This is a genomic window from Escherichia sp. WS568 (genome assembly GCF_046486085.1).
Taxonomy (GTDB): domain Bacteria; phylum Pseudomonadota; class Gammaproteobacteria; order Enterobacterales; family Enterobacteriaceae; genus Escherichia; species Escherichia coli.
Genome location: NZ_JBJQMC010000012.1, coordinates 1 through 22,241 on the forward strand (window position 1 = coordinate 1; position 22,241 = coordinate 22,241).

Genomic DNA, 22,241 nt, shown 5'->3' on the forward strand with positions numbered 1-22,241 from the left:
GAACTCAGGGGTGAAAGTACGTTTGGTTTTCTTGTTCATTAAGTCACCTGTTTTGTGTTGAGGTGAGAATATCACCTTTAATCAGGTGGCCAAATTTACTGTGCCACTACAGTTCTTTATCAGGGAATATTCAGGTAGCAAACGCAAGCTCAGGAACCACATGGAGCTTTATGAAATCAACTGGTAACGCTGTAGCGCCTGGAGCATGGGTTCCGAATTCAGATGGCCGCCTGAAAGATGGAGTGTCCAGAATTGGAGACCCGCTCAGTAAGATGGAAATGCTAAAAGGTTGTTCCTGGACGCGAAAAGATACCGGACAATGGGGGATTGGGTTTATCGCGCAGGATGTTAAGAAAATCTTCCCCCAGGCAGTAACTGAGGGAGGTGATCGTCAACTTCCTGATGGAACTATGGTGGAAGGAGTACTCTCTCCAGATACTTACGGCGTTGCGGCAGCGTTGCATCATGAAGCGATTCTGGCACTAATGAACGAACTCAGTGAATTACGAGAAGAAGTGAATGCGCTGAAAAGTGAGTAAGGGAATCATTCTTATAATCTGGAAGCCGCAACCACGCCGGATTGTACTTAATCAGTGTGACGGTTCAAGGCGTTTAATCTGAAAACAGCTACATATCAGTCTCTTCAAACATTTCCTGAACAGTACGGCTTATCTGTTCATTCTCATGCTTGTTGGCGTCAGTGTTGATCGCCGGCAATGTCATCATCGGTTTAACCCGGACATCAGCGCCGGGGAAAATCCGGTGAACCCTCTTGGTCAACTCGCCCAGAATGATATCTTTTGCACCGGGCAGTCCATCAAAATTCCTTTTGCCATAAACGAGTTCCACGAACATTGCTCATTGCCTCTTTACTGGGTGTATATACAGTATTTATACTGTGTTTTTATCCGGTATTCAAGAGAGGGCGTAATGATGCCACGACGCAGCGATATTGAAATAGCCTGGTATTCTTCGATACAGCAAGAGCCGAATGGCCGGAAGACCGTCACTACACAGCGATTTGTTCAGGGGTTGAGCAAAGTTAACTGGGAATTCTCACTCAAAGATGCTAATGCCTGGATCGAATCCAGCGTGAGCACTTTTAAATATTTATCAATGGTAGAGGGGGAAGAACGCACTTTCATGCTCTATAGCCTTGATTTATGCGATGCACATTTCCACAACCTAGTCAGGACAACCTCTTTTCTAATAAAATGTAGATGCCTAATTTTAGGCGTCTACATAATTAATGATGATTTATTACAATTATTTTCTAGATACTAATCGTGAAATAATGACATTGAATAAATCCACGACGGGGTCATGTTAATTAACTTATCATAATTAAAGTTATCACTGTTTTCACAGACATGCTTTGCGTTGTGATTAAATGATACCAATCCAGATTGAATGAAATGTTTATCAACTAATGAAGATACACAGAAAAAAGGTTTTCCATTGGCGTCGGTTATGAATTTTTTAATGGCGTCTTTATCATTTGATTTAATAAGTACAGGAACATCACCAAAATCGAGTGGGGTTGTGCTCATTTTAAAGACGAAATCTTCATCTTTTTCTTCTCCGATTTTGTTGAAAATATTACTTGGTAGCACCCCATTTTCGACGAAATATTTATTTAGTGGTGGTTTATGGTCACCGTAAAAGACGATTACAGCATTTGGATCTATTTTTTCTACTTGCTGTGAAAATTGAACGAATCTTTTGACTGCCTCATTAATCTCATAGGTATAAACACCTTCACCATAATCATTAATGTGTTGATAAGGACCATGAGTTGACATAGTGATCAAATGTACAAAAATATCTTTGTTTCCTGCATTTTGGATGGCTTTTAATGCTGCATTGTAAAGCAGGTAGTCATCAGGTTGCCACTGCCATGGTTTTTTAATACTGCTATACTCTGGTGGTAAATCTCCCATATTAATAATGCTATCAAATCTATCAAATCCAAATTTAGGGTAAATTTTATTCCTATACCAAAAGTCTGCTTGGTAATTATGTGCTGCGAAAGTAATATAGCCTTTGTTTTTCAGGGCATTAGGTAATGCGTCAACTTTTGGTTTGAATGCATCTGAATATTCTTGATAGATGATTCCTGATATTTTATCTGAATTACTTGGTAGTCCTGTCAGCATTTCAAATTCGGCATTTGCGGTACCTCCACCGTAAACTGGTGAGATGGCCCGTAATTCACTGTAACCTTCATCAATAACAGGTTTGAAATTTTCTCGGAAGTTTTTTTTATCATACCAACATGATTCACATAAAACATAAATAATGGTTTTATTTTTTATATGAGTGGATACTAAAGATCTTTTTTCATCTAAATATCTTAATTGTTCTGCATCAGTTGCATGTGGTACAGATTTTCTGACACTTGTTTGTATTATATGCATTGGCAAGCCATTAACGCCAATATTTTGAGACCAATTCCAGTAAATATATTTTATATTTAAGTTGTTCGCGCTGGAGTTTATGATTTCAGAAATCCTATTGTTAGGGCTAAAAATGGTTCCAATATAGGGGTAGAATGAAAAGGGGATCGTAATGATAATTAAAAGAAATAACGATATATAATTTTTTCTTGTTGTGACCGTTTTTTTGCTAAGTAGGATTGAGATTATTGCGCCAATTAGAATAGCGACAGAGTAAGTAATGGATGATAAGTTGAGGTATTTTCCTGCGACACTCAAATTGAATCCAGAAACAATGTCATTAAATGATAAAGGCTCACCGGTTAACGCCATTTTAGTACTGTTCACAAACATCAATGTTATAATTGCGATGCCTGATAAATAAGAACATAGAAAAATTGGAATGTTTATTATTCTAAATAACAAATAAATAAACAAAATGGGGGATGAACGCCAGATGAAATTCAATATTGCACCAATTAACTCTTTAGGCGGTTCAATATTTCCTATGATAACTATTGACTGATTTAGAAAACAAAATAAGTACAATAAAAACATAACGTTGACAATGTCGAAAACATATGATTTCAACTTTAAGTTTTTATATCTTGTAACGACTTTGCTCAAACCGATACTCATATTAATGCTCTATCTCTAGAATAATGAACTTTTATGCAGAATATCACAAAATGACATTTTGGTTAAATAAATCATGGTAGTCTCTCTTACTAATCATGAGTTTAAAATCTAATTAGTAGAGTATCTAATCTGTCTTTGGTATGTGTAAAAATCCAGGTTTATCCCACCATCCGGGGCGTATCCCCAGAAAACTGGATCAAGATGGAGTTTCTCGTCACGTTCGCTCAGAAGCAGAACTTTGGTGCCTGGCGCAACGTTGAAACGTCCGATCGGTTCAGGGTCATATGGAATGTCTTGCTCGACTTCATCTGCGAGAAGGGCGAGATAGTCTTCACGCGTCATTGACTGTGAAAAGCGTCCGCACATAGAAACCTCCAGCCAGATGTCAGACTGAAAGTATAAGTCGTAGCGAAAAAAAAGGGGCGCTTAGATTAATGTGTACTTAAATGCGCCCTTTATTATTGATTATGTTGACTGTCTTTCGTTATTGCTTTGAATTTAAATAATATTTAATTTATTCAAAACACTTTCTTAAATGGTTTCACTGAAACGTGTTCATAGACTCCTGCCGCTACGTACGGGTCAGCATCGGCCCAGGCCTGAGCTGCTTCCAGCGACTCAAATTCAGCAATAACGGTTGAGCCAGTAAATCCCGCAGCCCCTGGATCGTTACTGTCTACTGCTGGCATTGGACCGGCGGTCAACAAACGACCTTCATCATGCAGTAACTGTAAACGTGCTAAATGTGCCGGACGAACGGAAAGGCGTTTTTCGAGGCTATCAGCTTTGTCTTGAGCGTAAATAACATACAACACAGGCACAACTCCTTGTTCGGGAAAGTTGTAAAGTACGTTATTTGAAAGGGCGAAGATCTGCAACGGAAAGATGATGTCTTTGTTAAGACCATGCATAAAGTAAGGTCAATTACGCCAAAAATGACATTTTCACTGATCCTGATCGTCTTGCCTTATTGAATATGATTGCTATTTGCATTTAAAATCGGGGCCTGGTTTTTCTACTGAAATGATTATGACTTCAATGACCCTTGATTTACCTCGCCGCTTCCCCTGGCCGACGTTACTTTCGGTCTGCATTCATGGTGCTGTTGTGGCGGGTTTGATCTATACCTCGGTACATCAGGTTATTGAACTACCTGCGCCCGCGCAGCCGATTTCTGTCACGATGGTTGCGCCAGCGGATCTCGAACCGCCACAAGCCGTTCAACCACCACCGGAGCCGGTGGTAGAGCCAGAACCGGAACCTGAGCCGATCCCTGAACCGCCAAAAGAAGCTCCGGTGGTCATTGAAAAGCCGAAGCCGAAACCTAAGCCAAAACCGAAGCCGGTGAAAAAGGTGGAGCAGCCAAAACGCGATGTCAAACCCGTAGAGTCGCGTCCGGCATCACCGTTTGAAAATACGGCACCCGCGCGCCCGACATCAAGTACGGCAACGGCTGCAACCAGCAAGCCGGTTACCAGTGTGGCTTCAGGACCACGCGCATTAAGCCGTAATCAGCCGCAGTATCCGGCACGAGCACAGGCATTGCGCATTGAAGGGCAGGTTAAAGTTAAATTTGATGTCACGCCAGATGGTCGCGTGGATAACGTACAAATCCTCTCAGCCAAGCCTGCGAACATGTTTGAGCGTGAAGTGAAAAATGCGATGCGCAGATGGCGTTATGAGCCGGGTAAGCCAGGCAGTGGGATTGTGGTGAATATCCTGTTTAAAATTAACGGCACTACCGAAATTCAGTAAGCATAAAGTCAAAAGCCTCCGACCGGAGGCTTTTGACTATTACTCAACAGGTAAGGCGCGAGGTTTTCCTTCAGGATCAACCGCGACATACTTAAATAATGCTTCTGTCGCTTTATAGCGTTGCCCGATGGGTTCAGACGCGACTTTTTTCACCCACACTTCAATATTAATGCTGACCGATGTCGTCCCTTTCTGGACACAGCGTGCATAGCAGCACACCACATCGCCGACCGCAACCGGTCGTAAGAAAGTCATTCCTTCAACCCGCACGGTCACTACACGACCGTGGGCAATTTCTTTCGCCAGAATAGCGCCGCCAATATCCATTTGTGACATTAACCAACCACCAAAGATGTCACCATTGGCATTGGTATCGGCGGGCATGGCTAAAGTACGTAAAACAAGATCGCCCTGAGGGACGTTATGTGTTGTAGACATGGTAAAACCGACTTAAAAGGAAAATCACAGGCGCGATGCTACTATGATTTTCCTGAGGAGAACAGAGGAGATACAGCGCCAGCCCCGAAGGACTGGCAGTCTGGTTAGGATTTATCTTCCTGCGGCATGTGGCGGTAGATATAGATACCGCTTAACAATGTGAAGATTAAGGTAAGGGCGGTCAGGCCAAAGACTTTAAAGTTGACCCAAATATTTTGCGGCAGCCAGAATGCGATGTAGATGTTTGCCAGGCCGCAAAGGATAAAGAAAACAGCCCAGGCCAGATTCAGCTTCGACCATACCGATTGCGGCAGGGTGAGTTCTTTACCCAGCATCCGCTGAATTAGCGGCTTTTTCATCACCCATTGACTGACTAACAGGGCACCCGCAAACAGGGCATAAATGACAGTAACCTTCCATTTAATAAACTCATCATTGTGGAAGAACAGCGTTAAGCCACCGAAGACGACCACCAGAACAAAAGTGATCAGGGCCATCTTCTCAACCTTACGAAAGCGAACCCAGCTATAGATAAGCACAATCGCCGTGGCGACGATGAGCGCCGCAGTAGCCGCATAGATGTCATAAATCTTGTAGAACGCGAAAAAGACAACCAGCGGTAAAAAATCAAGAAACTGCTTCATTTTACGATTCCGTAATCAAATGCTTAAGGTTATTGGCGAATCAACATATACAGGCGGAACAGATAGATGAGCAATACGGCTGAAATCAGGTTGCTCAAGGTGTTCGCCAGTACGGCACCAATTTCCGGGGTTAATGCGGCAAAAGAAGAGGCAAAAAGCAGCAACAGTGTTTTTGCCAGCAACCAGCTCAGTACTGCGGGTGCCACCAGACGCATATTCGCCCATGTCAGCCGCATACTGCTACGCATCGAGGCAAAAATGCCCATTTTGTCCTGTACCAACATCACCGGTGCCAGAGCCAGTAAAATGGCCATGATAATTCCCGGAACGACCACCAGCATGATGCCAATCTGTACTAAAAGGGTAGTCAGAAAAATCAGAATAAATAACTTTGGCAATATCGGCGCACTGGCACCAATAGCTCGAAGCGCACTGACTCTCTGACCCGCAGACACCAGCTGGATAATTAATATTACGCCTCCGGCTAGAATGGCGTTACCGATTAATCCTGAAAAAGTGGACGCCGCTGAAGCCTGCAGCAAAATTTGTTGCTGTTCAGGTGACATATTCTGAACCAGGTCGAACAACCCACTACTGCCGCTAACGGGCACGCCGTCATTGAGCTGAGCAAGCTGTGCATCACTGGGTGAGAAAACATGCCCTAACACCACTGTGATAAACGCACATAGCAACGATACCAACAGAATGGTCATAAATTGATTACGGAAGAAATTTCCGGTGTCACGGTATACGGACTGCGCCGTGATAGACATGCACTCTCCTTGAGTTTTATGCAGGTGTTAATTAGCGGGCAATTGTACCCTGGTTAAGCCTCGGGTGGCAGCATCAGGTCTTGTATGGAAAAGCATATCTTTGTAAAGCGGAGGTAATTGCGGGTCTAAGCTATGGGCAAACCGCAGCAAGTGGCGAGCGAGTTAATGTTTGCGTAGTGAAATATATAGGAATTGATTTAAATCACATTAACCAGGATTCACAGTGCAACTTCTAAATTAATCCAGATCAATAAAGGGTGAATTATCATATATAATGTGATCTGTGTAGGATCATTTGTTACTCCAATGTGGGTATATTCGTCACGTTTTTATAACCATAACGACGGAGCGGATATGAAAAAGTTAACAGTGGCGGCTTTGGCAGTAACAACTCTTCTCTCTGGCAGTGCCTATGCGCATGAAGCAGGCGAATTTTTTATGCGTGCAGGGTCTGCAACCGTACGTCCAACAGAAGGTGCTGGTGGTACGTTAGGAAGTCTGGGTGGATTCAGCGTGACCAATAACACGCAACTGGGCCTGACGTTTACTTATATGGCGACCGACAACATTGGTGTGGAATTACTGGCTGCGACGCCGTTCCGCCATAAAATCGGCACCCGGGCGACCGGCGATATTGCAACCGTTCATCATCTGCCGCCAACACTGATGGCGCAGTGGTATTTTGGTGATGCCAGCAGCAAATTCCGTCCTTACGTTGGGGCAGGTATTAACTACACCACCTTCTTTGATAATGGATTTAACGATCATGGCAAAGAGGCGGGGCTTTCCGATCTCAGTCTGAAAGATTCCTGGGGAGCTGCCGGGCAGGTGGGGGTTGATTATCTGATTAACCGTGACTGGTTGGTTAACATGTCAGTGTGGTACATGGATATCGATACCACCGCCAATTATAAACTGGGCGGTGCACAGCAACACGATAGCGTACGCCTCGATCCGTGGGTGTTTATGTTCTCAGCAGGATATCGTTTTTAATTCCGCACAAAAACGACCCCGTAATATACGGGGTCAATAAGGACATGGTATAAAGGGTATTATTTCTTCGCTTCTACGCCATCAGTTTCAGAGCGAATTAAAAATTTCTCAGTTGTTTGCGGAATATGCTGAATCAGCCAGTCGGCCATTTGCTTTTCCTCATTTAAAATCGCTTCGATGGTTGGAATTGAAGCTGTATCACCGGCATTTTTTGCTGCTGCTAAGAGTGAGGTGTAACAGGCGATTTCAAATTGCTCGAAGACATATCCGCTAATAGAGCCTTTGACTATTTCATCAGAAGGAAATATACCACTGATTGACTGCCCAAGCGCAGCCATTTTACTCATGGAATCTTTAATGACTGAACGTGAAATGTCATTACGATCAAGAATAGTTTCCAGTTGAACAATCGGTTTTTGGTTTCACTAAGATGTTGTTCAATACGAGCGCGTAGTTCAGGATAATTATCTATACGGCTGGCCATGGATTAAAGCATAGATTCGGCTTGCTTTTCCATTGCGTGGGCGTCACGTAACCAGTCATGATAATGTTCAATACGATTCATGAAAATGTCCTCTTTATAAAATGACTAAAAGTTAAAGTTCATATTTCAGGCTTTATTTTCGGCTTTCTTATTTACGTTATTAAGGGCCAGATCAGTCAGTTTGATGTCGGTGGCCTTTTCTTCTTCAAGAGTTTCTTTCAGAAGCTTAGCTGCTTTACGGTAACCTAATTGTTCAGCCAGCGTCGCTAATGTCCCGTAACTGGCAATCTCATAATGCTCGACTTTCTGTGCTGCGGCAATCAGTGCGGCATCACGCACTTCGTTTTTCTCGGTACTTTCGATGACCTCATTAGCTTCTTCAATAAGACCTTCCATTGCCACACATTTCATGCGCTTAATTTTCAGATTCGATTCTGATTCCACAACTTGATCAATACGTTCAATCTGTCCATGTGTTTCCTCGAGGTGCGCATGAAAAGCCTGACTTAATTTTTCGTTTGATGTTGCTCTAGCGAGTTTTGCCAGTGCACGTGTTAATTGTTTTTCTGCACTGTAGGTGTCTGAAAGCAGGTGAATAAATACATCTTCAATGGTCTTCATATTCATATTTTTCTCCAGTGAAATCACTGCGAGCCATACGGCCCGCAGATGCAATTATCTTTATCAGCTGATATTAATAATGAACGGTGAATCAGGATTTTCCTGATTTATTACCACCGCTTTGTTGACCGCCTTTTTTACCTGCTTCAGATGCGCGTTGCGGATCATTTTTAAAATTACCGCCGCTATGCTGACCGCCTTTACGGCCTGCGTCGGATGCCTTCTCACGGTCTTCGGCGAAATTTCCTGAACCACCACGATGTTCGGCCATGTTATTTCTCCCGTTGCGCTGCATTGTTTGATTAATATGAGTGTTGTGTGTCGACACTCATTAAAATTAGTCGCAAATGAGAATTAGTCAAATTAAGCGTAACGAGAAAAAAGAGGAAAAATATATTTTGAGGAACATTCTGGATATATTAACAATTGCCTGAGGAATAAGTGACTTAGAGAAAATTATTGACTTTACTGGTGTTATGTTGCGGGATTAATTTGTTTGATTATATTACTGTTGGGCGGAAAAAAGACGTAAGTTGACGTTCGACAGGGGTAAGCGAAACGGTAAAAAGATAAATAATAAATGAATTTAGGATTTTTCCGGCTTCGTTAAAGAAAGTAAAAATGCCGCCAGCGGAACTGGCGGCTGTGGGATTAACTGCGCGTCGCCGCTTTCATCGGTTGTACAAAAGCTTTCAGTGCCGCCAGCATTTTCTCTGGCTCATTAATATGTTGCTCGATGATTTTAACGATGGCCGAACCAGAAATCGCGCCCGCAGCTCCTGCATCAATCGCTGCTTTTACCTGATCCGGGGCGGAAATACCAAATCCCTGCAATGGAGGCGCAGCATTGTATTCTTTCAGCTTCGTGACCAGATGATTGAGGGGTAACGCGGCGCGGTTTTCTGCGCCGGTCACGCCCGCACGCGACAATAAATAGGTGTAACCACGACCGTAAGAGGCTATCTGGCGCAGCAGGTCGTCATCGGCATTTGGCGGGCAGATAAAGATAGGTGCGACATTATGACGCAACGCGGCCTGGCGGAAGGGCGCGGACTCTTCCACGGGCACATCGGCAACCAGCACCGAATCGACGCCGGCTTTTTCGCACTGGGCATAAAACTCATCAATGCCTTTGTTAAACACCAGGTTGGCATACATCAGCAGGCCAATGGGAATGGTCGGGTGTTTCTGGCGAATGAGTGCCAGCATCTCAAAGCACTGCGCCGGGGTCACACCTGCCGCAAAGGCACGCAGTGTGGCGTTTTGAATCGTCGGGCCATCTGCCAGTGGGTCGGAGAAGGGGATGCCTAACTCCAGCGCGTCAGCACCGGCTTCAATTAGCGCATCGATAATTTTCAGCGACTGCTCAATGCCCGGATCACCGAGGGTGACGAAAGGAACGAATGCGCCTTCTTTGCGCTCCTTCAAACGGGCAAACAGAGATTCGTAGCGTTCCATCAGATTTCCCCTCGTGCTTTCAAAATATCGTGAACGGTGAAGATGTCTTTATCGCCGCGACCGGAAAGGTTAACCACCAATAGCTGCTCTTTTTCCGGATTTTCGCGCATCATTTTCAGCGCATGGGCCAGGGCGTGGGAGGATTCCAGCGCCGGGATGATCCCTTCATGCAGGCAAAGCGTTTTAAAGGCTTCCAGGGCTTCATCGTCGGTAATAGACACGTAATCAGCGCGTCCAGTGCTGTTGAGATACGCATGTTGCGGGCCGACGGACGGGAAATCCAGCCCGGCAGAAATGGAGTAAGACTCTTCAATTTGCCCGTCTTCGGTTTGCATCATCGGCGCTTTCATACCGAAATAGATGCCCACGCGACCATGTTTTAACGGTGCGCCGTGCTCGCCAGTTTCGATACCGTGGCCGCCAGGCTCCACACCAATCAGGCCGACGTCGGTTTCGTTGATGAAATCTGCAAACATGCCGATGGCATTCGAACCGCCGCCAACACAGGCGATAACCGCATCCGGCAGGCGACCTTCTCTTTCCAGAATCTGTGCTTTGGTTTCTTCGCCAATCATTCGCTGAAACTCACGGACAATGGTCGGATAAGGATGTGGGCCAGCTGCGGTGCCCAGCATATAGTGCGCGGTTTCATAACTGCCGGACCAGTCGCGCAGCGCCTCGTTACAGGCATCTTTCAGCGTCGCGGAACCGCTATGTACCGGGATCACTTCCGCACCCATTAAGCGCATACGAAAAACGTTTGGCGACTGGCGTTCAACGTCTTTGGCACCCATATAAATACGGCATTTCAGGCCGAGCAGGGCGCTGGCAAGGGCCGACGCCACGCCATGCTGACCGGCTCCGGTTTCGGCGATGATTTCCGTTTTACCCATCCGCTTCGCCAGCAACGCCTGTCCCAGCACCTGGTTAGTTTTATGCGCGCCGCCGTGCAGCAAATCTTCGCGCTTCAGATACAGCGTGGTGTTCGTCCCGGCTGTAATGTTCTGGCATTTGGTCAGCGCGGTTGGACGCCCGGCATAGTTTTTCAGCAGGTCGTTGAACTGAGCCTGAAATTCAGGATCTTTTTGCGCACTGACAAAAGCTTCTTCCAGCTGGCGCAGAGCAGGCATCAGGATTTGTGGCACGTACATGCCGCCAAACTCACCAAAATACGGGTTAAGTAATGTTGTCATTGTTCCTTTCCTTAATATGCGCGCAGCGTCTGGAAAACCGAGGCCAAAAGACGTGCGTCTTTGATGCCCGGTTGCGACTCTACAGCAGAATTAAAATCAAGTCCGGCGCAGCCGGTTTGTGCCGCTTCCACGCAGTTATCTGCGCCTAAGCCCCCCGCCAGCAGAACGTTGCCAAGCGATTGACCATTTAATAGTGACCAGTCGAAACGTTGTCCGCTCCCGCCCTGACCGTTGTCGAATACATATTTATCGATGTGCTGAAAATCGCGCGCGGGAAGAGTTTCACCGACACTTAAAGCCTTCCAGATGGCGACGTGTGCTGGCAGAGCCTCACGCAGAGTGTCGATATACAGCTGATCTTCTTTACCATGCAGTTGCACTGCCGCCAGCGATAACACCTTAGCTTTGTCCACCACATCGGCAATATCGTGATTGCGGAACACGCCAACATACTGCAACGGTGCCGCAGCCATCACTTCCTGCGCCTGTTCAACGTTGACGCAACGCGGTGATGTCGCAACAAAAATCAACCCACCGTAAATCGCGCCCGCGTCATAAGCTGCTTTAGCATCTTGCCCACGCGTCAGGCCACACACTTTATTCTCACCCAGCAACACCCGGCGCACGGCGGCGTTCAAATCGTCATGGGCCATCAACGCCGAACCAATCAGAAAACCGTTAGCGAAGTGGCTTAACTCGCGCACCTGAGCGTAAGTATTGATGCCGGATTCGCTGATTACCGTCACGTTGTGCCCCAGTTTCGGTGCAAGCTCGCGGGTACGGTTGAGATCAATCGACAAATCGCGCAGATCGCGGTTGTTGATGCCAACGACCTTTGCCCCCAATGCAATGGCGCGCTCCAGTTCCTCTTCATTACTGACTTCGGTCAGCACACCCATCTCCAGACTGTGGGCGACGGCGGCAAGCTGGCGATATTGTTCGTCATCCAGTACTGAAAGCATTAATAAGCAGGCATCAGCCTGGTAATAGCGCGCCAGATAGATCTGGTAAGGGTCGATAATAAAGTCTTTACATAAAATCGGCTGTGGGGCGATTTGGCTGACAATGGGGAGGAAATCAAAGCTCCCCTGAAAATATTTCTCGTCAGTCAGCACCGAAATTGCCGAAGCGTAATTTCTGTAGACGGTTGCAATGCGTGCCGGATCGAAATCATCACGGATCACGCCTTTTGACGGCGACGCTTTTTTACACTCCAGAATAAACGCCGTGCGTGCGCCCTGAAGTGCATCATAAAAATGTCGCGTGCTCGGCTGAACCTCATTCTGAAAACTGGCCAGCGGTTGCTGCTCTTTGCGGGTTTCTACCCAAATCGCCTTGTCTGCGACGATTTTCGCTAAAACGGTTTGCATCATTTACCCTCGTGCCGCCAGTGCGGTGACTCTGTCGTAAGCGGAACCACTGCGCAGTACCTCAAGAACGGTTTGCGCATTGGCTTGCAGATCTTCATGGCCATGCAGGCGCATTAACATGGCGACATTCGCCGCGACGGCTGCTTCATGGGCGGCGTCGCCTTTACCTTGTAACAAGCGTGTTAAAATGTCACGGTTTTCTTCCGGTGTTCCGCCTGCCAATTGCTCCTGGTGGTAGGGTGTCAGGCCAAAGTCTTCTGCGGTGAGCTGATAGCTTTTAATTTCGCCGTCATGCAGTTCGGCAACGATTGTCGGCGCGTGTAATGAAACTTCATCCATCCCGCCGCTGTGCACCACCGCCGCGCGTTGATACCCCAGCACGCGCAAGGTTTCGGCAATCGGCAGCACCAGCTCCGGGCTGTAGACACCAATTAACGCCAGCGGAGGATGCGCCGGGTTAATTAATGGCCCCAGAACATTGAACAGGGTGCGGGTTTTCAGTTGCTGGCGAACCGGCATTGCATGGCGGAATCCGGTGTGATATTTCGGCGCAAAGAGGAAACAGACGCCTAACTCATCCAGCGCCTGGCGCGATTTATCGGCGTTCATATCAAGATTAATACCGAACGCCGCCAGCAGATCCGACGAGCCGGATTTACTGGAGACGCTACGGTTGCCGTGTTTCGCCACTTTCAGCCCGCAGGCCGCGGCGACAAACGCACTGGCGGTAGAAATATTGATACTGTTGCTGCCGTCACCGCCAGTACCGACGATATCGGCAAACAGATAATCCGGGCGCGGGAACGGCGCGGCGTTTTCCAGTAGCGCGGTTGCTGCCCCGGCGATTTCATTCGGGTGCTCGCCGCGAATTTTCATGCTCACCAGCGCCGCCGCCAGTTGTTCCGGTTTCAGTTCGCCACGCACCACCGCTGAAAATAGCTGGTGGCTTTCCTGCTGACTAAGGGTCTGCGCCTGATACAGTTTTTCCAGAATCGGTTGCAGCGTGTTGGTTGGCTCTAGTTTCTGCTGCGCCCAGGCCAGCGTTTGTTCCAGCAGGCGAGCGCCCTGGGTAGTAAGAATGGATTCCGGATGGAACTGGAATCCACAAACGCGATCCGCATCATGGCGCACCGCCATCACCATGCCATTAAAATGGGCGTTGATGGTTAAACCTGCCGGAATATTACTGCCAACCAGCGAGTGATAACGCGCCACTGGCAGCGGGTTTGTTAATCCGGCAAACATCGCCTGACCGTCATGTTCAATGCTCGACGCTTTACCGTGAAGAATTTCGCCCGCCTGACCGACATAGCCCCCGTAAGCTTCGACAATCGCCTGATGACCGAGGCAAATGCCAATAATTGGCAGCTTGCCGCGCAGGCGGGTGAGGAGTTCCGGCATACAACCGGCTTCGCTCGGCACACCGGGGCCAGGAGAGAGCATCAGCACCGGATTGCTCATCGTCGCCAGGCGTTCAATTAAGGTCTGCGCCGGAATATGGTTGCGGTAAATCACCACGTTATGACCATTGCTGCGCAACTGATCTGCCAGGTTGTAAGTAAAAGAATCGATATTATCGAGCAGCAGAATGTCAGCCATCAGAAGGTCTCCTGTGCATGATGCGCGGTGGCAATAGCGCGCAGTACAGCGCGGGCTTTATTACGGGTTTCGTCGGCTTCCGACTGCGGAACAGAATCAAGGACTACGCCAGCACCGGCTTGCACGGTGGCGATACCGTTTTCCACCAGCGCCGAGCGGATCACAATGCAGGTGTCGAGATCGCCATGCGCGGTAAAATAACCTACCGCGCCGCCGTAGCTGCCGCGTCGACGACCTTCTGCTTCGGCAATTAACTGCATAGCGCGTACTTTCGGCGCACCGCTTAACGTCCCCATATTCATACAGGCGCGGTAAGCGTGCAGGGCGTCGAGATCGTGGCGCAGCTCACCAACAACGCGGGAGACCAGGTGCATCACGTAAGAGTAACGGTCAACTTTGGTGAGATCGGCAACGTAGCGGCTGCCGGGTGTGCAAATGCGAGCCAGGTCATTACGGGCGAGATCCACCAGCATCAGATGTTCAGAAAGCTCTTTATGGTCGGTACGCATTTCGAGTTCGATGCGGCTGTCGAGGTCTCTGTCCAGTGAACCATCGGCACGACGACCGCGTGGGCGTGTTCCGGCAATCGGGTAGATCTCAATCTGGCGGCTGGTGGCGTCATACTTGAGCGAACTTTCCGGCGACGCGCCAAACAGGGTGAAATCATTATCCTGCATAAAAAACATGTACGGGCTGGGATTACTCTTTTTCAGCACGTAATAAGCCGCCAGCGGTGACGGGCAGGGTAGAGAGAAACGGCGAGATGGCACCACCTGGAAAATTTCTCCGGCGCGAATCGCTTTTTGCAACGAACGCACCACGCCACCGAACTCTTCATCGCTCTGATTACATTCACAACGCATATGCGGCACGGAAACCACCGGCAGCGGTGGCGCGGTTTCGGTCAGTTGCTGGCGAAGTTCGTTCAGGCGAGCAGTGAGACGTTGTTTTTCTTTTTCATTGGGAGCAAACAGGCTGGCCTGAATACGGGTGCTTTTTTTCTGATGGTCAATCACCATCAGCGTTTCAGCGAGATAAAAACAGAAATCAGGGCAGTTATTTTCCGCTGCCAGTTGCGGTAAATCTTCAAATCCTGCGACCAGGTCGTAAGAGAACAGGCCACCAAAGAACATCGCTTCCCGTTCTTCCTTCGGTACATTCAACAGATTCTGCAATAAGCGGAAAGCGTCAAAAACCGAAAGGGAGCATAAGCGGGCGTCTTCATCCAGCAATGGACTGACAGGAGGGAAGCGCAGCACGCGGCAGTTTGGTGATTGTTCATTTTCCACACCCGCAGGCAGGGCGTTATCCAGTAATGCCAACAGGGCTTCGCCATTGCCGGAAAGTGCCTGAATAGTGACAGTGTCACCTAATGCTGTAATGCGCAGCGCACTGTCCACTAGCAATAGACTTTTTAAATCATCTTTGCTGTCGATATCTGCGGATTCCAGCAGCAGCGTTGCCGGACGATCCCCACACAACTGGTGAAAAAGCGCAGTCGGGTTGTCGCGATAAGCGCCTTTGCAAGTTAGCAGTTCGAGAGTCGGTTTTTGTGTTTGCATTGTTATTCTCTAATTTTGTTCAAAAAAAAGCCCGCTAATTAGGCGGGCTGGGTATCTGATTGCTTTACGCATGGTGAATACACTGCCCGTTTCAGGAAGTGCGCCACCAACCTTTCAGTACGAAAATTGCTTTCATTGTCGATACCCTTTTTACGTGAACTTGCGTACTAGTTAACTAGTTCGATGATTAATTGTCAACAGCTCATTTCAGAATATTTGCCAGAACCGTTATGATGTCGGCGCAAAAAACATTATCCAGAACGGGAGTGCGCCTTGAGCGACACGAATTACGCAGTGATTTACGACCTGCACAGCCATACCACAGCTTCCGATGGCTGCCTGACGCCAGAAGCATTGGTGCGCCGTGCAGTCGAGATGCGCGTCGGCACCCTGGCGATCACCGACCATGACACCACAGCTGCAATTGCACCAGCAAGAGAGGAAATTTCACGTTCGGGACTGGCGCTGAATCTTATTCCCGGCGTGGAAATTTCCACGGTCTGGGAAAATCATGAAATTCATATTGTCGGGCTGAATATTGATATTACTCATCCGCTAATGTGTGAGTTCCTCGCGCAGCAGACAGAACGGCGCAATCAGCGGGCGCAGCTGATTGCCGAAAGACTTGAAAAAGCGCAAATACCTGGGGCACTGGAAGGCGCGCAACGACTGGCGCAGGGCGGTGCGGTGACGCGCGGTCATTTTGCTCGTTTCCTTGTGGAGTGCGGCAAAGCCAGTTCAATGGCGGATGTCTTTAAAAAATATCTGGCGCGCGGGAAAACCGGATACGTTCCGCCACAGTGGTGTACAATAGAACAAGCTATTGATGTCATTCATCATTCTGGCGGTAAGGCGGTGCTAGCTCATCCTGGGCGGTACAATCTTAGTGCTAAATGGCTGAAAAGATTGGTTGCGCATTTTGCTGAACACCACGGCGACGCGATGGAAGTCGCGCAGTGCCAGCAATCGCCCAATGAACGCACCCAGCTGGCGACACTTGCGCGTCAGCATCATTTATGGGCATCACAAGGATCTGATTTTCATCAGCCATGCCCGTGGATCGAACTGGGTCGTAAACTCTGGCTGCCCGCAGGCGTTGAAGGCGTCTGGCAGCTATGGGAACAGCCGCAGAACACCACAGAGAGGGAATTATGAGCCAGTTTTTTTATATTCATCCTGATAACCCGCAGCAACGTCTGATCAACCAGGCGGTGGAGATCGTGCGTAAAGGCGGGGTGATTGTTTATCCAACTGATTCCGGCTATGCGCTCGGCTGTAAAATTGAAGATAAAAACGCCATGGAGCGTATTTGTCGTATTCGCCAGCTGCCGGACGGTCACAACTTTACCCTGATGTGTCGCGATCTTTCTGAACTCTCGACCTATTCATTTGTCGATAACGTTGCGTTTCGTTTAATGAAAAACAACACGCCGGGCAACTATACCTTCATCCTGAAGGGGACGAAGGAAGTGCCACGCCGTCTGTTGCAGGAAAAACGCAAAACCATCGGTATGCGTGTGCCGTCTAACCCGATTGCGCAGGCGCTGCTTGAAGCATTGGGCGAACCGATGCTTTCCACTTCGCTAATGCTGCCAGGCAGTGAATTTACCGAATCCGATCCGGAAGAAATTAAAGACCGTCTGGAAAAACAGGTGGATTTGATTATTCACGGTGGCTATCTCGGGCAGAAACCGACAACGGTTATTGATCTTACCGATGATACGCCGGTCGTGGTGCGTGAAGGCGTAGGTGATGTGAAGCCTTTCTTATAACAAATTGCGTTCCACGGATGGAAGACTATGGCAGGGAAGTTTCGCTGCATTTTGCTGTTGATAGTTGGGCTTTTTTTCTCTTCGTTGAGTTATGCGAAAAACACGGAGATCCCTTCTTATGAAGAAGGGATCTCTCTCTTTGATGTTGAAGCCACTCTGCAACCGGATGGGGTGCTCGACATCAAAGAAAATATTCATTTTCAGGCGCGAAATCAGCAGATTAAGCACGGATTTTATCGTGATTTACCACGACTCTGGATGCAGCCTGATGGGGACGCTGCACTGCTGAACTATCATATTGTTGGCGTCACCCGTGATGGTATTCCTGAACCCTGGCATCTTGACTGGCATATCGGGTTAATGAGTATTGTCGTGGGCGATAAACAACGTTTCTTGCCTCAAGGCGACTATCATTATCAAATTCATTATCAGGTTAAAAATGCTTTCCTGCGTGAAGGGGATTCTGATCTGCTAATCTGGAACGTGACCGGTAACCACTGGCCGTTTGAAATTTATAAGACCCTATTTTCACTCAAGTTGCCAGATATTGCGGGTAATCCATTTAGCGAAATCGATCTCTTTACTGGAGAAGAGGGCGACACATATCGAAATGGCCGCATCCTTGAGGACGGAAGAATTGAATCCCGCGATCCGTTTTATCGTGAAGATTTCACGGTCCTCTACCGCTGGCCTCACGCTTTACTTGGTAATGCCCCGGCACCACAAACGACGAATATTTTCAGCCATCTTCTTTTACCCTCTACGTCATCGTTGTTAATTTGGTTTCCGTGTCTCTTCCTGGCGTGTGGATGGTTATATCTCTGGAAGCGCAGGCCGCAATTTACGCCGGTAGATGTGATTGAAACCGATGTCATTCCGCCAGATTACACACCCGGCATGTTACGTCTCGATGCGAAGCTGGTTTACGACGATAAAGGTTTTTGTGCCGATATCGTAAATCTGATTGTTAAAGGAAAAATTCATCTGGAAGATCAGTATGACAAGAACCAGCAAATCCTGATTTGTGTTAATGAAGGCGCGACCAGAAATAATGCGGTATTACTGCCCGCAGAGCAGTTATTACTGGAAGCGTTATTTCGTAAAGGCGATAAGGTCGTTCTTACGGGGAGACGCAACAGAGTCTTACGCAGGGCATTTTTACGGATGCAGAAATTTTATCTGCCGCGTAAAAAGTCTTCGTTTTATCGACCAGATACGTTTTTGCAATGGGGCGGAATGGCGATATTGGCGGTCATTCTCTACGGTAACCTGAGTCCCGTAGGTTGGGCAGGAATGAGTCTGGTTGGCGATATGTTTATTATGATCTGCTGGCTTCTTCCTTTTTTATTTTGTTCCCTTGAGCTTTTGTTTGCCCGCGATGATGACAAGCCTTGCGTTAATCGTGTAATCATCACTTTGTTTTTACCGCTGATTTGTTCAGGCGTGGCCTTTTATTCTCTCTATATCAATGTCGGAGATGTATTCTTTTACTGGTATATGCCAGCGGGTTATTTTAGCGCTGTTTTCCTGACCGGTTATCTCACTGGCATGGGGTATATTTTTCTGCCAAAGTTTACCCAAACTGGGCAGCAACGTTATGCCCACGGTGAAGCTATCGTTAACTATCTTGCGCGTAAAGAGGCAGCAACACACAGTGGGCGGCGGCGGAAAGGGGAAACACGGAAACTGGATTACGCGTTGCTAGGTTGGGCAGTCTCGGCAAACCTTGGAAAAGAATGGGCAGCACGTATCACCCCATCACTCACAGCGGCTGTTCACGCCCCGGAAATTGCCCGTAGTGGCGTTTTGTTTTCATTACAGATGCACCTGAGCCTGGGGGCCAATACCAGTTTGTTGGGGCGAAGTTATTCCGGTGGTGGTGCTGGCGGCGGGGCGGGTGGCGGAGGCGGTGGTGGCTGGTAATTAAGCTGATGTTAATCGAAACAAGCTTTAACCATAAAGATAGTGTAGTATGTTGCGCCTCAAAGCCAGGCCGATAAACGTCGAGTCGTTTACTTAAGGCCTGAAGAGTTCAAACAGACTTTACTATCAGTGAGTCAGATGTAAATTCTGACTCACTGTTGCACAAAAGCATATCAGACGCCTGGGAAGGCGACACCAAAAGGAAGCTCTATGAGCGAAAAGCTACAGAAAGTGCTGGCGCGTGCCGGCCACGGCTCTCGCCGTGAAATCGAATCTATTATTGAAGCCGGTCGTGTGAGTGTTGATGGCAAAATTGCTAAACTCGGCGATCGCGTTGAAGTTACCCCTGGATTGAAAATCCGTATCGATGGTCACCTGATTTCGGTACGTGAGTCCGCTGAACAAATTTGTCGCGTTCTGGCCTATTACAAACCGGAAGGTGAGTTGTGTACCCGTAACGATCCGGAAGGACGTCCAACGGTGTTTGACCGTCTGCCAAAACTGCGTGGCGCACGCTGGATTGCCGTGGGGCGCCTGGACGTTAATACCTGTGGTCTGCTGCTGTTCACCACCGATGGTGAACTGGCAAACCGTTTAATGCACCCAAGCCGTGAAGTTGAACGTGAATATGCCGTGCGTGTATTTGGTCAGGTTGACGACGCGAAACTGCGTGATTTGAGTCGTGGCGTGCAGTTGGAAGATGGTCCGGCAGCCTTTAAAACCATCAAGTTCAGCGGCGGCGAAGGGATCAACCAGTGGTACAACGTTACTCTGACCGAAGGCCGTAACCGTGAAGTTCGTCGTCTTTGGGAAGCGGTTGGTGTGCAGGTGAGCCGTCTGATCCGCGTGCGTTACGGTGATATCCCACTGCCGAAAGGTCTGCCACGCGGTGGCTGGACGGAGCTGGACCTCGCCCAGACTAACTATCTGCGTGAGCTGGTGGAACTACCGCCAGAAACCAGCTCTAAAGTTGCTGTAGAAAAAGACCGTCGTCGTATGAAGGCGAATCAAATTCGTCGTGCGGTGAAACGTCACAGCCAGGTCAGCGGCGGTCGTCGTTCTGGTGGACGTAATAATAACGGTTAATTTAAGTTAAGTATAAAATAAAGGCCCTGCGGGGCCTTTTCTTCATTTGAAGTATGATAAATAGTCGCAGTATTTTAATTTAATTTCATACTTGCTTATGAATATTACCAGGAAATAGCCACATTACTATTTAATTATCTGAGATAAACTCAACGTCAAGAGGTGGGTTATGATTAGATATAGTGGAATATTTCTATCGCTGTTAATGCTTTCAGGTTGTGCAACCGAAGCATTGAAGAATGAACAAGCTGAAACTGTTATTACTGCGGGTAACAAGGCGGTTGCGGCGAATGCAAGTTTCTTTAAACAATACTATGCTTCTCGTGAAAACTTCCTTGTTAATTTCTATGCAACTAATCCGGATTGTGCACTGCGACCTGATTATACCATAGATATAGGCGGTGATGGTAATGGCGGAAAATTATGCCAGCGCCCTGGGCCAAATACAAAAAAAGTACAATTAGTCCCTTTCGAGAAAGAAAAATTACTGGCTTCAATGGAAGTCATTAATAGCATGAGCGCTTATGTAGAACTTCTGACTGAGGACATGGCAACGACAGAAAGTCAGCAAGTGGCATTACTTAAACAGGCTCTGGATCACGCAAACAACGCACAAACACTACTTGGTATTTCACATAGCAAAGATTTAGCACAATCTGCAGCAGCGGTTAAAGATTTGGTAAATTATTTCAATGAGTTATATATAATAAAAGTCAATTCTGGAAAAATAGGCAAAACGGTAGATGAAAACTGGGTAAGACTTATAGGGAACATGACAGTTTTGCGTAATGATATTTATACAAAAAGCAATAAGATTGAAAATTATACCTTTGCGAATGTGCATGATAATATGTTTTATTATAATACGGCATCTAAAAACGCTAAGAATACAGAGTTTAACACTCTGAAAAACAGGAAGGAGTTTCTAAGTTCAGTAATCAATGTGAATGAAACCAGGCTACAGGCATCGGCACCTGCCATGCCCGCAATTGAGGCTTTAAATGCCTTTATAGATAAGGGTGATTATCTGAATAATTTATATGTTAATAAAACACGCACGGCAGCTGAACAAAAAAGGTTAAATGAGATATTGCGCGCACAGGTCATTAGTGGGTTAAAGGCGTCTGAGGGGCTGGCAAAATTACTTATTGCCAGCGGAATAATGTTATAGGAGGCTTTTTATGAACGATGTGCAAAATCGTAGAATACTGGCATTACTTGATATGCTGTATAATACCCTGGGCAATAAAACCACATGTAATGTTTGTCATAAATATTTTATCCATATCCTCACAGTTATGAACAACCTGACGATTAACTATGGTACTGAAACTTCGCCAGAGTTAGCAGGGATAAATTATGACGATGCTAATGCGCTAATTACTGAACTGATATTATTTATTGAAGATGTTGACGCTGAGAATCATGAAACATATCAGAGACATTTCAATGAGATTATACGCATTCTGAATTTTGCTATTGCCGCTTGAATATAA

23 protein-coding genes, 4 pseudogenes and 1 other annotated feature are annotated in these 22,241 nt (G+C 47.2%); of the genes and pseudogenes, 10 read left to right on the forward strand and 17 right to left on the reverse strand.

All coding sequences use genetic code 11. From position 1 onward, the window contains the following. Nucleotides 1–170 precede the first annotated feature (170 nt). Entirely contained in the window at nt 171–539 is a 369-nt protein-coding gene (locus ACJHWR_RS14470) for a tail fiber domain-containing protein (RefSeq protein WP_000843044.1), read from the forward strand. Between the two features lie 88 nt (nt 540–627). Here ACJHWR_RS14470 and ACJHWR_RS14475 read toward each other — a convergent pair whose 3' ends face one another. Next, nucleotides 628–855, reverse strand: coding sequence for a DinI-like family protein (locus ACJHWR_RS14475; RefSeq protein ID WP_000497462.1), 228 nt, complete (start codon nt 853–855; stop codon nt 628–630). Nucleotides 856–930: 75 nt separating this feature from the next. On the opposite strand from ACJHWR_RS14475, the pseudogene ACJHWR_RS14480 reads away from it, so the two are divergent. Beyond that, nucleotides 931–1,155, forward strand: a pseudogene (locus ACJHWR_RS14480) (hypothetical protein); the annotation flags it as partial. Nucleotides 1,156–1,280: 125 nt separating this feature from the next. Here ACJHWR_RS14480 and ACJHWR_RS14485 read toward each other — a convergent pair. From ACJHWR_RS14485 to ACJHWR_RS14495, 3 genes and pseudogenes are all read right to left on the reverse strand, one after another. After that, on the reverse strand, nt 1,281–3,074 hold the full coding sequence (locus ACJHWR_RS14485) for an LTA synthase family protein (RefSeq protein WP_000022039.1): 1,794 nt from the start codon (nt 3,072–3,074) through the stop codon (nt 1,281–1,283). 142 nt (nt 3,075–3,216) lie between these two features. Further along, nucleotides 3,217–3,440 (reverse strand): annotated as a pseudogene (locus ACJHWR_RS14490) (SOS response-associated peptidase family protein); the annotation flags it as partial. A 152-nt stretch (nt 3,441–3,592) separates the two neighbouring features. Then, complete coding sequence (locus tag ACJHWR_RS14495) at nt 3,593–3,889, reverse strand: YciI family protein (RefSeq protein WP_000967595.1); 297 nt, start codon at nt 3,887–3,889, stop codon at nt 3,593–3,595. 223 nt (nt 3,890–4,112) lie between these two features. Between ACJHWR_RS14495 and tonB the strand changes: the two genes are divergently transcribed. Then, nucleotides 4,113–4,829 (forward strand): TonB system transport protein TonB, encoded by a 717-nt coding sequence (gene tonB, locus ACJHWR_RS14500; RefSeq protein WP_024175796.1) that lies wholly within the window; start codon nt 4,113–4,115, stop codon nt 4,827–4,829. Nucleotides 4,830–4,868: 39 nt separating this feature from the next. Here tonB and yciA read toward each other — a convergent pair whose 3' ends face one another. From yciA to ACJHWR_RS14520, 4 genes and pseudogenes are all read right to left on the reverse strand, one after another. After that, nucleotides 4,869–5,267, reverse strand: coding sequence for an acyl-CoA thioester hydrolase YciA (yciA, locus tag ACJHWR_RS14505; protein WP_000108160.1), 399 nt, complete (start codon nt 5,265–5,267; stop codon nt 4,869–4,871). Nucleotides 5,268–5,371: 104 nt separating this feature from the next. Beyond that, nucleotides 5,372–5,911, reverse strand: a complete 540-nt coding sequence (locus ACJHWR_RS14510; RefSeq protein WP_000808672.1) for a septation protein A — start codon at nt 5,909–5,911, stop codon at nt 5,372–5,374. Between the two features lie 29 nt (nt 5,912–5,940). After that, nucleotides 5,941–6,684: a YciC family protein gene (locus ACJHWR_RS14515; protein ID WP_000028541.1), complete on the reverse strand. Its 744-nt coding sequence runs from the start codon at nt 6,682–6,684 to the stop codon at nt 5,941–5,943. Nucleotides 6,685–6,711: 27 nt separating this feature from the next. Beyond that, nucleotides 6,712–6,801, reverse strand: a pseudogene (locus ACJHWR_RS14520) (YkgJ family cysteine cluster protein); the annotation flags it as partial. 237 nt (nt 6,802–7,038) lie between these two features. On the opposite strand from ACJHWR_RS14520, the gene ompW reads away from it, so the two are divergent. Further along, nucleotides 7,039–7,677: an outer membrane protein OmpW gene (gene ompW, locus ACJHWR_RS14525; protein WP_000737245.1), complete on the forward strand. Its 639-nt coding sequence runs from the start codon at nt 7,039–7,041 to the stop codon at nt 7,675–7,677. Nucleotides 7,678–7,736: 59 nt separating this feature from the next. Here ompW and ACJHWR_RS14530 read toward each other — a convergent pair. The 9 genes and pseudogenes from ACJHWR_RS14530 to trpL all read right to left on the reverse strand — a co-directional run bounded on the left by ACJHWR_RS14530 (nt 7,737) and on the right by trpL (nt 16,100). Beyond that, a pseudogene (locus ACJHWR_RS14530) lies at nt 7,737–8,242 on the reverse strand (ferritin-like domain-containing protein). Between the two features lie 45 nt (nt 8,243–8,287). After that, nucleotides 8,288–8,788, reverse strand: a complete 501-nt coding sequence (locus ACJHWR_RS14535) for a ferritin-like domain-containing protein (protein WP_001056491.1) — start codon at nt 8,786–8,788, stop codon at nt 8,288–8,290. 85 nt (nt 8,789–8,873) lie between these two features. After that, nucleotides 8,874–9,053 carry a general stress protein gene (locus ACJHWR_RS14540; protein WP_000807651.1) on the reverse strand — a complete coding sequence of 60 codons (180 nt, stop codon included), beginning with the start codon at nt 9,051–9,053 and terminating at the stop codon, nt 8,874–8,876. 380 nt (nt 9,054–9,433) lie between these two features. Next, the gene (gene trpA / locus ACJHWR_RS14545) at nt 9,434–10,240 is read right to left on the reverse strand and encodes a tryptophan synthase subunit alpha (protein WP_000443094.1); all 807 of its coding nucleotides are present in this window, start codon (nt 10,238–10,240) and stop codon (nt 9,434–9,436) included. Further along, nucleotides 10,240–11,433, reverse strand: coding sequence for a tryptophan synthase subunit beta (gene trpB / locus ACJHWR_RS14550; protein ID WP_000209513.1), 1,194 nt, complete (start codon nt 11,431–11,433; stop codon nt 10,240–10,242). Before trpB ends, trpA begins: the two co-directional genes overlap by 1 nt. Before the next feature lie 11 nt (nt 11,434–11,444). Continuing rightward, nucleotides 11,445–12,806 carry a bifunctional indole-3-glycerol-phosphate synthase TrpC/phosphoribosylanthranilate isomerase TrpF gene (trpCF, locus tag ACJHWR_RS14555; RefSeq protein WP_000983885.1) on the reverse strand — a complete coding sequence of 454 codons (1,362 nt, stop codon included), beginning with the start codon at nt 12,804–12,806 and terminating at the stop codon, nt 11,445–11,447. Continuing rightward, nucleotides 12,807–14,402, reverse strand: a complete 1,596-nt coding sequence (gene trpD, locus ACJHWR_RS14560; protein ID WP_000763524.1) for a bifunctional anthranilate synthase glutamate amidotransferase component TrpG/anthranilate phosphoribosyltransferase TrpD — start codon at nt 14,400–14,402, stop codon at nt 12,807–12,809. Then, a complete protein-coding gene (trpE, locus tag ACJHWR_RS14565; protein WP_001194634.1) occupies nt 14,402–15,964 on the reverse strand; it encodes an anthranilate synthase component I in 1,563 nt (520 codons plus the stop codon). The genes trpD and trpE overlap by 1 nt, the downstream gene beginning before the upstream one ends. 21 nt (nt 15,965–15,985) lie before the next feature. Beyond that, nucleotides 15,986–16,079: a sequence feature (Trp leader region), on the reverse strand. Beyond that, nucleotides 16,056–16,100: a trp operon leader peptide gene (gene trpL / locus ACJHWR_RS14570; protein ID WP_001700591.1), complete on the reverse strand. Its 45-nt coding sequence runs from the start codon at nt 16,098–16,100 to the stop codon at nt 16,056–16,058. It overlaps the preceding feature by 24 nt. A gap of 137 nt (nt 16,101–16,237) precedes the next feature. Here trpL and rnm point away from each other — a divergent pair, with 137 nt between their 5' ends. The 6 genes from rnm to ACJHWR_RS14600 all read left to right on the forward strand — a co-directional run bounded on the left by rnm (nt 16,238) and on the right by ACJHWR_RS14600 (nt 22,235). After that, nucleotides 16,238–17,119: an RNase RNM gene (rnm, locus tag ACJHWR_RS14575; RefSeq protein WP_001285697.1), complete on the forward strand. Its 882-nt coding sequence runs from the start codon at nt 16,238–16,240 to the stop codon at nt 17,117–17,119. After that, a complete protein-coding gene (locus ACJHWR_RS14580) occupies nt 17,116–17,736 on the forward strand; it encodes an L-threonylcarbamoyladenylate synthase (RefSeq protein ID WP_001295575.1) in 621 nt (206 codons plus the stop codon). Before rnm ends, ACJHWR_RS14580 begins: the two co-directional genes overlap by 4 nt. Nucleotides 17,737–17,763: 27 nt before the next feature. Continuing rightward, entirely contained in the window at nt 17,764–19,659 is a 1,896-nt protein-coding gene (locus ACJHWR_RS14585) for a DUF2207 domain-containing protein (RefSeq protein WP_001330536.1), read from the forward strand. A gap of 210 nt (nt 19,660–19,869) precedes the next feature. Next, entirely contained in the window at nt 19,870–20,745 is an 876-nt protein-coding gene (rluB, locus tag ACJHWR_RS14590) for a 23S rRNA pseudouridine(2605) synthase RluB (RefSeq protein WP_001291217.1), read from the forward strand. A 169-nt stretch (nt 20,746–20,914) separates the two neighbouring features. Next, nucleotides 20,915–21,916 (forward strand): hypothetical protein, encoded by a 1,002-nt coding sequence (locus tag ACJHWR_RS14595; RefSeq protein WP_000622025.1) that lies wholly within the window; start codon nt 20,915–20,917, stop codon nt 21,914–21,916. A 10-nt stretch (nt 21,917–21,926) separates the two neighbouring features. Then, complete coding sequence (locus ACJHWR_RS14600) at nt 21,927–22,235, forward strand: hypothetical protein (RefSeq protein WP_001000712.1); 309 nt, start codon at nt 21,927–21,929, stop codon at nt 22,233–22,235. The last annotated feature ends 6 nt before the right edge of the window (nt 22,236–22,241 follow it).

Coding starts and splice junctions, on each gene's coding strand:
- ACJHWR_RS14510 (WP_000808672.1), bottom strand. CDS start 5,911: ATGAAGCAGTTTCTTGATTTTTTACCGCTGGTTGTCTTTTTCGCGTTC.
- tonB (WP_024175796.1), top strand. CDS start 4,113: ATGACCCTTGATTTACCTCGCCGCTTCCCCTGGCCGACGTTACTTTCG.
- ACJHWR_RS14600 (WP_001000712.1), top strand. CDS start 21,927: ATGAACGATGTGCAAAATCGTAGAATACTGGCATTACTTGATATGCTG.
- trpA (WP_000443094.1), bottom strand. CDS start 10,240: ATGGAACGCTACGAATCTCTGTTTGCCCGTTTGAAGGAGCGCAAAGAA.
- trpCF (WP_000983885.1), bottom strand. CDS start 12,806: ATGATGCAAACCGTTTTAGCGAAAATCGTCGCAGACAAGGCGATTTGG.
- trpE (WP_001194634.1), bottom strand. CDS start 15,964: ATGCAAACACAAAAACCGACTCTCGAACTGCTAACTTGCAAAGGCGCT.
- ACJHWR_RS14540 (WP_000807651.1), bottom strand. CDS start 9,053: ATGGCCGAACATCGTGGTGGTTCAGGAAATTTCGCCGAAGACCGTGAG.
- rluB (WP_001291217.1), top strand. CDS start 19,870: ATGAGCGAAAAGCTACAGAAAGTGCTGGCGCGTGCCGGCCACGGCTCT.
- ACJHWR_RS14470 (WP_000843044.1), top strand. CDS start 171: ATGAAATCAACTGGTAACGCTGTAGCGCCTGGAGCATGGGTTCCGAAT.
- yciA (WP_000108160.1), bottom strand. CDS start 5,267: ATGTCTACAACACATAACGTCCCTCAGGGCGATCTTGTTTTACGTACT.
- ACJHWR_RS14535 (WP_001056491.1), bottom strand. CDS start 8,788: ATGAATATGAAGACCATTGAAGATGTATTTATTCACCTGCTTTCAGAC.
- ACJHWR_RS14595 (WP_000622025.1), top strand. CDS start 20,915: ATGATTAGATATAGTGGAATATTTCTATCGCTGTTAATGCTTTCAGGT.
- ompW (WP_000737245.1), top strand. CDS start 7,039: ATGAAAAAGTTAACAGTGGCGGCTTTGGCAGTAACAACTCTTCTCTCT.
- ACJHWR_RS14580 (WP_001295575.1), top strand. CDS start 17,116: ATGAGCCAGTTTTTTTATATTCATCCTGATAACCCGCAGCAACGTCTG.
- ACJHWR_RS14515 (WP_000028541.1), bottom strand. CDS start 6,684: ATGTCTATCACGGCGCAGTCCGTATACCGTGACACCGGAAATTTCTTC.
- trpD (WP_000763524.1), bottom strand. CDS start 14,402: ATGGCTGACATTCTGCTGCTCGATAATATCGATTCTTTTACTTACAAC.
- ACJHWR_RS14485 (WP_000022039.1), bottom strand. CDS start 3,074: ATGAGTATCGGTTTGAGCAAAGTCGTTACAAGATATAAAAACTTAAAG.
- trpB (WP_000209513.1), bottom strand. CDS start 11,433: ATGACAACATTACTTAACCCGTATTTTGGTGAGTTTGGCGGCATGTAC.
- ACJHWR_RS14585 (WP_001330536.1), top strand. CDS start 17,764: ATGGCAGGGAAGTTTCGCTGCATTTTGCTGTTGATAGTTGGGCTTTTT.
- ACJHWR_RS14475 (WP_000497462.1), bottom strand. CDS start 855: ATGTTCGTGGAACTCGTTTATGGCAAAAGGAATTTTGATGGACTGCCC.